This window comes from Streptomyces sp. NPDC049837, assembly GCF_040674455.1.
Taxonomy (GTDB): domain Bacteria; phylum Actinomycetota; class Actinomycetes; order Streptomycetales; family Streptomycetaceae; genus Streptomyces.
The window spans coordinates 273,068-285,982 of record NZ_JBFAMP010000010.1 but is presented as its reverse complement, the minus strand read 5'-3'; the positions used below and the strand labels follow the sequence as shown (position 1 = coordinate 285,982).

At 72.3% G+C, this 12,915-nt stretch carries 11 protein-coding genes; 6 read left to right on the top strand and 5 right to left on the bottom strand.

The window, feature by feature from the left end; all coding sequences use genetic code 11:
• The 3 genes from AB0J57_RS26750 to ptsP form a co-directional block, all read left to right on the top strand.
• Nucleotides 1-190 (top strand): hypothetical protein (locus AB0J57_RS26750; RefSeq protein ID WP_366130822.1); only part of this gene is annotated, 190 nt, incomplete at its 5' end.
• Between the two features lie 261 nt (nt 191-451).
• On the top strand, nt 452-901 hold the full coding sequence (locus AB0J57_RS26745; protein ID WP_366130821.1) for a PTS glucose transporter subunit IIA: 450 nt from the start codon (nt 452-454) through the stop codon (nt 899-901).
• An 83-nt stretch (nt 902-984) separates the two neighbouring features.
• Nucleotides 985-2,655, top strand: coding sequence for a phosphoenolpyruvate--protein phosphotransferase (gene ptsP, locus AB0J57_RS26740; RefSeq protein ID WP_366130820.1), 1,671 nt, complete (start codon nt 985-987; stop codon nt 2,653-2,655).
• 71 nt (nt 2,656-2,726) lie between these two features.
• Here ptsP and AB0J57_RS26735 read toward each other — a convergent pair whose 3' ends face one another.
• Nucleotides 2,727-3,620 carry a hypothetical protein gene (locus tag AB0J57_RS26735; RefSeq protein ID WP_366130819.1) on the bottom strand — a complete coding sequence of 298 codons (894 nt, stop codon included), beginning with the start codon at nt 3,618-3,620 and terminating at the stop codon, nt 2,727-2,729.
• A 13-nt stretch (nt 3,621-3,633) separates the two neighbouring features.
• Nucleotides 3,634-4,854 carry an MFS transporter gene (locus AB0J57_RS26730; RefSeq protein ID WP_366130818.1) on the bottom strand — a complete coding sequence of 407 codons (1,221 nt, stop codon included), beginning with the start codon at nt 4,852-4,854 and terminating at the stop codon, nt 3,634-3,636.
• 121 nt (nt 4,855-4,975) lie between these two features.
• Between AB0J57_RS26730 and AB0J57_RS26725 the strand changes: the two genes are divergently transcribed.
• Entirely contained in the window at nt 4,976-6,295 is a 1,320-nt protein-coding gene (locus AB0J57_RS26725; protein WP_366130817.1) for an aminotransferase class I/II-fold pyridoxal phosphate-dependent enzyme, read from the top strand.
• Nucleotides 6,296-6,305: 10 nt separating this feature from the next.
• Here the strand turns inward: AB0J57_RS26725 and AB0J57_RS26720 are convergent, their stop codons facing one another.
• On the bottom strand, nt 6,306-6,869 hold the full coding sequence (locus AB0J57_RS26720; RefSeq protein ID WP_366130816.1) for a GNAT family protein: 564 nt from the start codon (nt 6,867-6,869) through the stop codon (nt 6,306-6,308).
• On the bottom strand, nt 6,866-8,851 hold the full coding sequence (locus AB0J57_RS26715; RefSeq protein WP_366130815.1) for an acetoacetate--CoA ligase: 1,986 nt from the start codon (nt 8,849-8,851) through the stop codon (nt 6,866-6,868). The genes AB0J57_RS26720 and AB0J57_RS26715 overlap by 4 nt, the downstream gene beginning before the upstream one ends.
• 224 nt (nt 8,852-9,075) lie before the next feature.
• Between AB0J57_RS26715 and AB0J57_RS26710 the strand changes: the two genes are divergently transcribed.
• Complete coding sequence (locus AB0J57_RS26710) at nt 9,076-11,445, top strand: glycoside hydrolase family 31 protein (RefSeq protein WP_366130814.1); 2,370 nt, start codon at nt 9,076-9,078, stop codon at nt 11,443-11,445.
• An 86-nt stretch (nt 11,446-11,531) separates the two neighbouring features.
• On the opposite strand, the gene AB0J57_RS26705 is transcribed toward AB0J57_RS26710, so the two are convergent.
• Nucleotides 11,532-12,032: an NUDIX domain-containing protein gene (locus tag AB0J57_RS26705; RefSeq protein ID WP_366130813.1), complete on the bottom strand. Its 501-nt coding sequence runs from the start codon at nt 12,030-12,032 to the stop codon at nt 11,532-11,534.
• A gap of 45 nt (nt 12,033-12,077) precedes the next feature.
• Between AB0J57_RS26705 and AB0J57_RS26700 the strand changes: the two genes are divergently transcribed.
• Nucleotides 12,078-12,893, top strand: a complete 816-nt coding sequence (locus AB0J57_RS26700; RefSeq protein ID WP_366130812.1) for a M15 family metallopeptidase — start codon at nt 12,078-12,080, stop codon at nt 12,891-12,893.
• Nucleotides 12,894-12,915: the final 22 nt, after the last annotated feature.

The window sequence follows — 12,915 nt, the reverse complement described above, 5'->3', positions numbered from 1 at the left end:
GGCTTTCCTCCGGGCGCTTCCCTTCGGTATTTCGTGTTTCCAGCTTAGCAGATCCGTTTTCCGTTTCTGCCACCCGCTGGAGCGGGCTGCCGGGCTGTTCTTCGCTTTCGCGTTTCGCTTTCCGGCGGTGCCGACTCTATCAGCCTTTTTCCGGCCCTCTGACCACACACCCATGGACACAGAGGTGTAGACCAGAGGTGTAGACCAGTTAGGATCTCGGCTTGAGTCGCTGCCGACGACCTACGGCTCAGAGTCGCGTCGGGGTCAGGCAGGGGTACGACCCTACCGCCCGTTGGTAGTTGAGGCAAATCGTTTCCCGTGGTCCCTAGGTCCGCCAACCCGGACCTCTCGTGCGGAACCCGGACTTCTTATGACATACGCTTCTGATCAGTACGCCGCCCAGGACAGGCAGTGGCGGCGACACAGAATCTCCACCCCTGGGAGGCTCCCCATGACCACCGTGACGTCGCCGCTCGAGGGCCGCGCCATTGGACTCGCCGCCGTACCCGACCCCGTCTTCTCCGGGGCGATGGTCGGCCCCGGCACCGCCATCGATCCCGTGCGCAAGGCCTCCGAGGCCGTTTCTCCGGTCGACGGCATCGTCGTTTCCCTGCACCCGCACGCCTTCGTGGTCGTCGACAGCGAGGGGCACGGGGTGCTGACACATCTGGGTATCGACACCGTCCAGCTCAATGGCGAGGGCTTCGAGCTGCTCGTGAACAAGGGAGACACCGTGCAGCGCGGGCAGGGCGTCGTGCGGTGGAACCCCGCGGACGTAGAGGCGGCCGGCAAGTCCGCGATCTGCCCGATCGTGGCCCTGGAGGCCACCGCCGAGTCTCTGGCCGACCTCGTCGAGGACGGCGACGTTAAGGCGGGCGACTCCCTCTTCTCCTGGCGGTGACGTCAGTGCCGTCGTATTGACGGCAGCGGGTCGGGACATTCAACGTGGCGGCTCGGGCCGCCACTCAATCGGAGACAGGTGTAATGGAGACAACGCTGCGGGGCGTCGGCGTGAGCCACGGTGTGGCGATCGGCGAGGTGCGCCACATGGGCACGGCAGTCCTCGAGCCGCCGGCCAAGCAGATCCCGGCCGAGGAGGCGGAGCGCGAACAGGGGCGTGCCCGCCAGGCCGTCGAGGCGGTCGCGGCCGATCTGATCGCGCGGGGCAACCTGGCCGGTGGCGAGGCACAGCACGTGCTCGAGGCGCAGGCCATGATGGCCCAGGACCCGGAGCTGATGGCCGACGTCGACCGTCGTATCGCTGTGGGGAGCACGGCCGAGCGGGCCGTGTACGACGCGTTCGCCGCCTACCGGGCGCTGCTGGCCGGGGCCGGGGAGTACCTGGCGGGGCGGGTCGCGGACCTGGACGATGTGCGCAACCGGATCGTGGCGCGGCTGCTGGGTGTGCCGATGCCGGGTGTTCCGGACAGCGACGAGCCCTACGTACTGATCGCGCGGGATCTGGCTCCGGCGGACACGGCGCTGCTGGACCCGACGCTGGTGCTCGGTTTCGTGACCGAGGAGGGCGGGCCGACCAGCCACAGCGCGATCCTGGCGCGGGCGCTGGGCGTGCCGGCCGTGGTGGCGTTGCCGGGCGCCGGTGAGCTGGCCGAGGGCACCGTGATCGCGGTGGACGGCAGCACGGGTGAGATCTTCGTGGAGCCGAGCGAGCAGAAGCGGGCCGAGCTGGAGCAGGCCGCGGCGGCGCGCAAGGCGGCTCTGTCGGCGGCGACGGGGCCGGGGGCGACGTCGGACGGGCACAAGGTGCCGTTGCTGGCGAACGTGGGCGGGCCGGCCGATGTGCCGGCGGCCGTGGAGGCGGGGGCCGAGGGTGTCGGTCTGTTCCGTACCGAGTTCCTGTTCCTGGACGACAGCAAGCAGGCGCCGTCGGAGGCCAAGCAGGTCGAGGCGTACCGGAAGGTGCTGGAGGCGTTCCCCGAGGGCCGGGTGGTCGTGCGGGTGCTGGACGCGGGTGCGGACAAGCCGCTGGACTTCCTGACGCCGGCCGACGAGCCGAACCCGGCGCTGGGTGTGCGGGGTCTGCGGACGCTGCTGGACCACCCTGAGGTGCTGCGGACGCAGTTGTCGGCGCTGTCGAAGGCGGCCGAAGGGCTGCCGGTGTACCTGGAGGTCATGGCGCCGATGGTGGCGGACCGTACGGACGCGAAGGCGTTCGCGGACGCGTGCCGTCAGGCGGGGCTCCGGGCCAAGTTCGGTGCGATGGTCGAGATCCCGTCGGCCGCGCTGCGGGCGCGGTCGATCCTCCAGGAGGTGGAGTTCCTGTCGCTGGGTACGAACGACCTGGCGCAGTACACCTTCGCGGCCGACCGGCAGGTGGGTGCGGTGTCGCGGTTGCAGGACCCGTGGCAGCCGGCGCTGCTGGACCTGGTGGCGCTCGCGGCTGAGGCGGCCAGGGCCGAGGGCAAGAGCTGCGGTGTGTGCGGCGAGGCCGCGTCGGATCCGCTGCTCGCCTGTGTGCTGACGGGTCTGGGTGTCACCTCCCTGTCGATGGGTGCGGCGTCGATTCCTTACGTACGCGCGACGCTGGCCAAGTACACGCTGGCGCAGTGTGAGCGGGCGGCGGCTGCCGCTCGGGCGGTGGACTCCGCCGAGGAGGCGCGGCTGGCCGCGCAGGCGGTTCTGTCCGGGGAGTAGTTCCCTGGGTGAGGCGTTGTCGGAGGGGCTTTCCCGCCTGTGGGCGGGGAAGCCCCTCCCGCTTTGGGCGGTCAGTGGTGGGTGGGCGGGGGGTCGTCGGGGGTGATGTCGAAGCCGGCGCGGTAGTCGACGTCGGGTTCGGGTGCGAGGGGTTCTCCGGTGTCGGCGTCGGTGCAGTAGGCGTTGAAGACCTCGGCGGCGGTGAGGGGGACGAGCCGGCCGTGGTCGAGGCGCCAGCCGTGGACGCGGTCGGGTGCGGCGGGGGTGGTGGTGCGGAGGACGAGGCCGCCGGGGCTTTCGAGGGCGATTCCGGCGGCGAGGACGGTGACGAATTCGGCGCCTTCGGTGGTGTCGAGCAGGGCGGGGCCGGCGGGGGGCCGTTCGGCGTGGAGGACGGCGAGGAGTTGTTCGTCGGCGGGCACGCTGCATACGAGGTGGTGGGTGCCGGGGCCGGCTTCTTCGAGGAGGCGGGTCACCAGGTGGGAGGCCTGGTCGAAGGCGGCGCGGCCGATGTCCTGGCCGCAGTCGGCGCACTCCCCCAGGTCGGTGAGGAGCATGGTGGCGTACTGCCAGGTGGCCTGCCGGACCGCTTGGTGGATGAGGAGGGGGACGAGTCGGTCGATGGGCTGTCCCGTGTAGGGGACGCAGGCGCCGGTGGCGGGGATCTCGGCGGTGAAGCGGCTGCGGCTGCTGGGGGTGTCGGGGTCGAGGCCGGTCCGCGTGCAGTACTCGGCGTAGTCCTCGGGGTCGAAGAGGGCGACGGTGGTGTGTCCGCCTTGGGTGGCGAGGGTTTTCAGGAGCCGTTCGACCTGACGGAGGTAGGTGTCGTGGTCGTCGAAGGTGAAGGTGCGGTAGCGGCGGCGCATGGCGGTGAAGTCCTGTTCGTCGGCGAGGAGGCCGACGGTGCTGGGTACTTCGCGGCGGAGTGCGCGTCGCATGGTCGTGGTGGTCGTGGTGGTTGCCATGAGTCCCCCTTGTTCATTGATGCTCACTCACAGTAATCGGGGGCACTGACAACGGGGGGTTCGGGAGGCGGCGGCGGACCAGGCGGTGCTGGGCGAGGCAGGTGGCGGCGAAGCCGGCGCCGAGGATGGGCCAGGCGAGGGGGCCGGCGGTGATGACGGCGGTGACCAGGAGCGGGCCGGCGCTGCGCTGGGTGGAGGCGGCGAGTCCATGGGCTCCGAGGTAGGCGCCCTGGGCGTCGGTGGGGGCGAGGGCGACGGAGAGTTCCCACGAGGCGGTGGCGTGGATCATCTCGGCGAAGGTGAGGGTGACGGCGGCCACGGTCAGGGCGGCGACTGCGGTCCAGCGGCCGCCGGCCGCGGAGGCGGCCATGGCCAGGCAGCCGGCGGTGAAGAGGCAGGCGAGGGGGATGAGCAGGGCGCGGGCCGCGGCGGGGGTGGCGCCGAAGCGGGCGAGTGGGACCTGGAAGAGGACGACGAGTACGGAGTTGAGGACCAGGAGCAGTGGGGCGAGGCCGATGGGGGCTTCGGTGGCGTGGAGGATCCACAGGGGCATGCCGACCTGGAGGATCGCGTCGTCGAGGAAGAGGGCTGCTTCGGTGGCGGTGAAGAGGAGGAAGGTGCGGTCGCGCCAGGGGCTGGAGGGGCGGGTGGGTGCCGTGGGGGTGGTGCGGGTGGTGGAGTCGGCGGTGATGCGGGAGGGCGACGGGGGTTCGGCGCAGCGGAGGGTGAGGGCGGCGATGACGGCGTAGGAGAGTGCGTTGGCGATGAGGAGGGCCTGGTACGCGGTGGTGGTGGCGACGGCGAGGGCCGCGGCCGCGCCGAGGCCGCCGACGGCCCAGCCGAGGTTGGAGACGGTGCGGTTGAAGGCCTGGTAGCGGACTCGTTGGGGGCCGGCGACGCGGGCGGCGTAGAGCTTGGTGAGGACGTTGGAGGCGCGGTCGGGGAGGGCGCCGATGGCGGAGTAGAGCAGGAGCAGCGCGAAGTCGTGGGTGGTGAGGAGGGCCAGGAGGGCGGCGGCGCGGAGGAGTTGGGCGCAGACGAGGACGCGGGTGACGGGGAAGCGGTCGGCGAGGCGGCCGGCGAGTGGGGCGCCGGCGATGCCGATGCCGCCGGACACGCCGATGAGGAGTCCGACGTGGGCCACGGACATGGCGGTGACCTGGGTGAAGTAGAGCGGGAGGGCGGTGGCCCAGAGTCCGGTGCCGATCTTGTCGATGAAGGAGACGAGCAGCATGCGGTGGCCGTCGCGTCCTCCAGGTATGCGCTGTATGCGCTTCCTGAATGCGGCCCTGTTCTTGTGCCGGTCCACCGGTTCCCCCTTGACGCGAATTATGTATTGATACATAGTTCTGTACGTGGCAGCACAATATTCGATCAGTGGGTCGACGGCCAGGGGAATCGCGGCTTCCGTGGAGCGGGCGGTGGCGGACGGGGGTCTGGTGCCGGGGGCCGCGCTGCCTCCGGTGCGGCGGCTCGCGGACGAGCTGGGGGTCAGTCCGGGCACCGTCGCGACGGCGTACAAGGAGCTGCGTCAGCGCGGGATCGTGGTGACCAGGGGGCGTGGCGGGACCGTGGTGGCGCAGACGCCGGCGGTCGGTTCGCGGCGGCCGCCGAGGGTGCCGGAGGGTGTGCGTGACCTGGCGGGCGGTCACCCCGATCCGGCGTTCCTGCCGGAGCTGAGGCCGCCGTCGCCGGTGCTGCCGGTGCCGGGTTCGCACCGGGCGTCGCCACGGCTCGCGTCACTGGAGGGGCTGGCCCGGGAGTGGTTCGCGCGGGACGGGGTGCCGGCGGAGCGGGTGACGTTCGCGCACGGCGCGCTGGACTGTGTGGGACGGCTGCTGTCGACTGAGCTGAAGCCGGGTGACTCGGTGGCGGTGGAGGACCCCGGGTTCCACCATCTGCTTGACCTGGTGCCGGCGTTGGGGCTGCGGATGGTTCCGGTGGCGGTGGACGACCGGGGGATGGTACCCGAGGCGCTGCGGACGGCGTTGCGGGCGGGGGTCCGGGCGATGGTGTGCAGCCCGCGCGGGCAGAACCCGACGGGTGGCTGCTTCTCGCGGGATCGGCGGGACGCGCTGGTGGACGTGGTGCGCGGCTTCCCCGAGGTGCTGGTCATCGAGGACGACCACAACGCGGACATGTCGGGGGCGCCGTCGTACTCGCTCGCGGCGGCGGGCCTGCCCCGGTGGGCGCATGTGCGCACCGTGTCGAAGCACTTGGGCATCGATCTGCGGTGGGCGGCGCTGGCGTGCGACGAGACGACGCTGGCCCGGCACGACGGGCGGCTGCTGCTGACGTCGGGGTGGATCAGTCACGTATTGCAGGAGACGGCGGCGCGGCTGATGGCGGACTCGGCGGTGAGGCGGCTGGTGGGCCGGGCGGAGGAGGCGTACACCGAGCGGCGCGAGGCCCTGATCGGGGAGCTGGCGCGGCACGGCATCGCGGCGCACGGGGCGAGCGGGCTGAACGTGTGGGTGCCGGTGCGTGACGAGTCGGCGGTGGTCAACGGGCTGCGGTCGTGCGGCTGGTGGGTCGCGGCCGGGGCGCGGTTCCGGATCGCGGCGCCGACGGGCGTACGGGTCACGACGGCGGAGCTGGAGCCGGCCGACGCGGCGCGCCTGGCCTCGGACTTCGCCGCCGTGCTGGGCGAGTCCGAGGCCATGTACGGCGGTTGAGCCCGAGGGTTCAGAGGGTTTCGAAGGGGTGGCGTTCGGCGAACTCGGGCGCGGTCATTCCCATGAGCACCAGGTCGTGGTGACGGCCGGCGAAGAACTCGTGGTCGCGCAGCCTGCCTTCCTCGGCGAAGCCGAGCTTGCGGTGCAGGGCGAGCGAGGCGTCGTTGAACGCGTAGATGCCCGCCTCGCACTTGTGGTAACGCCGCTCGCCGAACATGAAGCGCAGCAGCACCACCACGGCGTCGGCGGCGTAGCCGCGCCGTTGGTGATCGGCGCCGATGCCGATGCCGTAGTGGAAGCGGCCGGTGCGCGGGTCGGCGTCGGCGGTCGACAGGGCTCCCACGAGTTCGCCGGTGTCCAGGGCCTCGATGGCCAGCCGGAAGGTGTCGCCGGTGGGCGTGGCGACGGCCTGTTCGGCCGCCCACGCGTGGTAGCCCTCGGCCGAGCGCGGCGGGTGGAGGGCGTCGACGGAACGCTGGTGCCCGGTATGGGCGTCGAACTCCATGAACGCCTCCCAGTCCTCGGGTTCGATGCCGCGCAGCCGTACCCGCTCGCCGGTCCAGAAGGAGCTCATCGGGTGCCGTGGGCGCGCTCGCGGGCGAGGTCCTCGTAGAAGCGGAGCAGGTCGAGGTTGTCGACGGAGCCGGGGTTGACGGCCTTGGACAGGTCGGTGCCCTGGAGGAGCCGTTTGACCGGCACCTCGATGCGCTTGCCGGTGAGGGTGTGCGGGACGCCGGGGACCTCGATGATCTCGTCCGGGACGTGGCGCGGGGACAACTGCTCCCGGATGGTCCGCTTGATGCGGTCGATCAGGTCGTCGTCCAGGGAGGCGCCTTCGGCGAGGTGGACGAAGAGCGGCATCCAGTAGCCGCCGTCGGGCTCCTCCAGGCCGATGACGAGGGATTCGCGGATCTCCGGGAGGCGTTCGACGGCCTCGTAGATGTCGGCGCTGCCCATGCGGACGCCCTGACGGTTCAGGGTGGAGTCGGAACGGCCGTGGATGACCACCGAACCGCGGTCGGTGATGGTGATCCAGTCGCCGTGGCGCCACACGCCCGGGTACATGTCGAAGTAGCTGTCGTGGTAGCGGCTGCCGTCGGGGTCGTTCCAGAAGCGGATCGGCATGGAGGGCATGGGGTTGGTGACGACCAGCTCCCCCACCTCGCCGATGACGGGCTTGCCCTGCGGGTCCCACGCCTGGAGGTCGGTGCCGAGGCAGGCCGCCTGGAGTTCGCCGATGTGTACGGGGAGGGTGGGCACGGCGCCGGCGAAGCAACTGCACACGTCGGTGCCGCCGCTGACGGAGGCGATCCACAGGTCGTCCCGCACCTCGTCGTGGAGCCAGCGGAAGCCGTCCGGCGGGAGCGGGGAGCCGGTGGTGGCGACGCACGTGACGCGGGACAGGTCGTAGTCGCGTGAAGGGTGGACGCCGGCCTTGCGGCACGCCATGACGTACGCGGCGGAGGTGCCGTACAGGGTGGCTCCGGTGAGTTCGGCGACGCGCCACTGGGCGCCGGTGTCCGGGTAGCCGGGGCTGCCGTCGTACACGACCACGGTGGTGCCGGTGAGCAGGCCGGAGACGAGGAAGTTCCACATCATCCAGCCGGTGGAGGTGTACCAGAAGAAGCGGTCCTCGGGACCGAGGTCGCAGTGGAGGCCGAGCTGCTTGAAGTGTTCGAGGAGGATGCCGCCCTGGGACTGGACGATCGCCTTGGGCAGGCCGGTCGTGCCGGAGGAGTACAGCACCCACAGGGGGTGGTCGAAGGGAACCCGCTCGAAGACGGGCTCCATGTCCCCCTCTGTGAGGGCGGACCATTCGAGGGCGCCTTCGGGGGCCTCCGTACCGAGGAGCGGGATGTGGACGACGGCCCGGAGGGTGGGCAGTTCGCGGCGCAGTTCGGCGACGGTGTCGCGGCGGTCGTGTTCCTTGCCGCCGTAGCGGTAGCCGTCGACGGTGAACAGCACCACGGGCTCGACCTGCTGGAAGCGGTCGAGGACGCTGCGGGCGCCGAAGTCGGGGGCGCAGGAGGTCCACACGGCGCCGACGGCGGCGGTGGCGAGCAGGGCGGTGACGGCCTGCGGGATGTTGGGCAGGTAGCCGCTGACACGGTCCCCGGGGCGTACGCCGAGGGCGCGCAGCTCGGCGGCGAGGGAGCCCACCTGGCGGCGCAGCTCGGCCCAACTGATGGGCGTCACCTCCTGCACCTCGTCCACGTGGAGCAGGGCGGGCGCGTCGGGGCGGTCGGCGGCGGCACGCAGCGCGTGCTCGGCGTAGTTGAGGGTGGCGCCGGGGAACCACTGGGCGCCGGGCATGGAGCGGTCGCCCAGGACGCGCTCGTAGGGCGTGGAGAACCGGATGTCGAACCACTCGGCGACCGCCTGCCAGAAGGTGTCGAGGTGGTCGACCGACCAGCGGTGCAGTGCGGGGTAGCCGCCGTCGGCGGGTGCGCCGTGCCGCTCGGCCGCCCAGGCCTGGAACCGGGTGACCGCGGCCGAGTCGACGCGGTCCTGGTCGGGCTGCCAGAGCGGCTCGGGCTGGGCGTGCTCTGTGGTCATGGGGCTGCTCCCTGGCTGTATGTCCCGGTACGCGGGTCTGCGTGGGTCGCGCGCACGTGCGGGGGTGTGCGCGTGACACGGCTGAGCAGGACGATGCCATGTGATCGTTGTTCGCACCAGGGTTCGCCGCCCATGGTCGGCGGGATGAATATGTGCTCTCACCACGGGTGAACGACAGTTGAACGGGCCCTGCGCGCCCTGGGGCGGGTGGCAGGGTGAGCGGCATGGACGGTCGTGATCTAGTGCGTTCGGTGAGGATCTTCGCCACGGTACGGGGGCTGCGGGCGATGCGGTCGGCGTGGCGGCAGCGGCGTACGGACGCCTGGGCGCTGCGGCCGCGGGGGGCCGAGCGGGCGCGGGTGCCGGGACCGGTCGAGGGCGTGGAGTCGCTGCCGGGCGGGGGGATCGTCCGGTTCGCCCGGTCGGCGGTGCGGGTGTGCGTCTCCGTCGGCGGCACGGTGTTCTGGGGGTGGGACGGGGCGGAGCCGCTGCCGTCGTACGCGCTGGCGGGCCGGGTGCCGGAGCCCGATCCACGGGCGGAGCTGGAGCCCGACAAGGGCGGGGGCTGGCGGGTGGTGTCGGAGCGGGTGACGGTCGCGGTGTCGCGCAACGGTGCCGTGGAGGTGCGTACGCCGGGTGGGGTGGTGCTGCGGCGGGACCTGCCGCCCCGGTGGTGGGAGCCGGTCTCCGGGGGCCCCGCGCGGTGGGTGCAGCGCACGGAGGTGCCGGCCGACGCGCGGTTCTTCGGGCTCGGCGGGCGGGCGTCGGGGCCCCGGCTGCGCGGCGGGACGTACCGGCTGTGGAACACCGACCCGCGCGGCAGCTTCGGCCCCGGCGACGACCCGCTCTACATCACCATGCCGGTGCAGCTCGTGGTGTCCGACGCGGGCACGCATCTGGCCTTCCACGACAACTCCTGGGACGGGCAGGTGACGCTGCGGGAGGGCGAGGAAGGCGCGGGTTCCGGGCACGACCGGCCGGGCGCGATCGAGGTGCGGATGAGCGGCGGGCCGTTGCGGTGCTGGGTGGTCGTCGGCACCCCCGCGCGCGTGCTGCACGGCTGGACGGCGCTCACGGGCCCGCCCGCGCTGCCGCCGTCGTGGGCGCTGGGGCCACAGCACGCGCGGTGGGGGTTCGGCAGCGAGGAAGAGGTACGGCGGGTGGTGGCCGGCTACCGGGAGCGGGATCTGCCGCTGTCGGTGCTGCACCTGGACATCGACCACTACGAGCGGCACCAGGTCTTCACGGTGGACAAGGAGCGGTTCCCGGACCTGCCCCGGCTCGCGCGGGAGCTGCGCGAGGAGGGGGTGCGGCTGGTGTCGATCGTCGACCCGGGGGTGAGGGCGGAGCGCGGGAACCCGGTCTATGAGAGCGGCTTGCGGGTCGGGGCCTCAGTCGGGTCCTCAGGGGCGTTCGTACGGGACCCGAGGGGCGGGGAGGTGCGGGGCGTGGTGTGGCCCGGCGAGTGTGTGTACCCCGACTTCACGGATCCAGCGGCGCGGGAGTGGTGGGGCGGGCTGTACGAGGAGCGGCTCGCGCAGGGGTTCTCCGGGGTGTGGCACGACATGAACGAGCCGGTGTCGTTCACCCCGTTCGGTGACATGACGCTGCCGCGTTCGGCCCGGCACGCGCTGGAAGGCCGGGGCGGGGACCACCGGGAGGCCCACAACGTGTACGGGCTTCAGATGGCGCGGGCCGGGTACGAGGGGCTGCGGCGGCTGCGCCCCCAGGAGCGTCCGTTCCTGTTCTCGCGGTCCGGCTGGGCGGGGATGCAGCGGTACGGCGGGACCTGGTCGGGCGACGTGTCGACGGGCTGGCCGGGGCTGCGCGCGTCGCTGTCACTGGTACTGGGGCTCGGGTTGTGCGGCGTGCCGTACTCGGGCCCCGATGTGGGCGGGTTCGACGGCAGCCCGTCACCGGAGCTGTTCCTGCGGTGGTTCCAGTTCGGTGCCTGGCTGCCGCTGTTCCGTACGCACGCGGCGATCGACGCGGGGCGGCGCGAGCCGTGGGAGTTCGGCTCCGAGGTGCTGGAGTACGCCCGTGCGGCGCTGACCGAACGGGAGCGGCTGCGGCCCTACTTCGTCACGCTGGCGCAATTGGCACGGCTTACGGGGGCGCCCTATGTGCGGCCCGTCTGGTGGGGCTCCCCCGAGGACCGGGCGCTGCGGGACTGCGAGGACGCGTTCCTGCTCGGGGACGCGTTGCTGGTGGCGCCGGTGCTCGCGCGCGGGACGGACCGGCGGGCGGTGCGGCTGCCGCGCGGCTGCTGGTACGACACGGCGACGGGCGCGGCGTACGAGGGGCCCGGGCAGGTGCTGGTGGACGCGCCCCTGTCGCGGATTCCGGTACTCGCCCGGGCGGGTGCGGTGATCCCGGTGCGGGGCGCGGACGGTGCGGACGAGCTGGAGGTGTGGGCCCCGCCCGTGGGGCGCACCGGGGGCGGCCTGGTGGTGCGGGACGTCGGGGACGGCTGGGCGGAGGCGGAGATCGAGCGGTACACGTCCCGGGTGGTGGACGGGCGCGTGGTGGTGGAGCGGGTCACGCGGGACGGCGCGGTGGAGGTTGGGGGGAGGGTGCGGGTACGGGGTCTGTAGCGGTCGGGGTGCGGGCGGTGGGGGCTGTAGCGGGCGGGGTTCCGGCGGTCGGGGGCAGGCGCCGTAGCCGCCCGCGAACCCGGCCGTCAGGCGCCGTAGCGGCCCGCGAACCAGTTGGTGACCGCCGCCGTGTGGAGGGGGAAGGCCAGCTCGGCGGGGGCGTGCAGCAGGTGGTGGCCGGCTGTTTCGTCGGTGGCGGTGGAGGGCGGGAGGGCGGCGGCCGGGCGTTCGGGCAGGAGGCCGAAGAGCAGCAGGTGGCCGGCGGGCGAGCTCATCGCGTCGGCCAGGGCCACGTCGCGGGCGGAGGCCTCGATGCCGGTCTCCTCCCTCAGCTCCCGTACCACCGCGTCCCGCCAGTCCTCGGCGTGGTCGATGAACCCGCCGGGCAGGGCGATGCCGCCGCGGTGCGGTTCGATGGCGCGGGTGATGACGACCAGTCCGGTGCCGTACGCATCGGTCGCGGGTTGCAGCGCGACGGCGACCGGCAGCGGGTTGCGGTAGGCGACGGCTCCGCAGGCCGGGCAGGCGCGGGGCCAGCCGGATTCGGCCGGGTGGGCGGCGCCGCAGCTCGTGCAGTGGGACTTCACGAAGTGGACTGTACCGACCGGGCCGGGCCCGGTAAGACGGTGCGCATGACAGGTATCGCTTCCGCTTCCCGCCTGCGCCGTGCCCTGGTGGCGACCGCCACGGCGCTCCTCTTCGGGGCGGCCGTGCCGCCCGCCGCGCAGGCCACGCCCGAGCCGAAGGCGCCCAAGGAGTTCGTGGCGCTGCGCTCCGTCGACCCGACGATCGTCCAGGAGATGCGTTACACGACCGAGCACAACTTCGTGGGCGAGCGGGTGGACGGCTACCGCCAGCCCGTCTGCATCCTGACCCGGCCGGCCGCGCGGGCGCTGCACCGGGCCCAGGTGAAGCTGCTGCGGCAGGGCTATTCGCTGAAGGTGTACGACTGTTACCGGCCGCAGCGGGCCGTGGACCACTTCGTGCGGTGGGCGAAGGACCTCCAGGACGAGGAGATGAAAGCGGAGTTCTATCCGCTTGTGGCCAAGTCGCGTCTGTTCGCGGACGGTTACATCGCCGAGAAGTCCGGACACAGCAGGGGCTCCACGGTCGACCTGACGATCGTGAAGCTGCCGGCGGCGCCCACCCGCCCCTATGTGCCGGGTGAGCAACTGGTCCCTTGTTACGCCCCGCAGGAGGAGCGGTTCCCCGACAACTCCGTGGACATGGGGACGGGCTTCGACTGCTTCGACACGCTGTCCCACACGGACGACCCACGCATCCAGGGGCAGCAGCGCGCGAACCGGCAACTACTGAAGGGCACCCTGGCCGCGGAGGGCTTCGTCAACCTTCCCGAGGAGTGGTGGCACTTCACGTACAAGCCGGAACTCTTCCCCGAGACGTACTTCGACTTCCCGGTCTCCAGGCGGTCGGTGGCGGGCCACTGACTCCGGCGTCTCGCGGAGACGG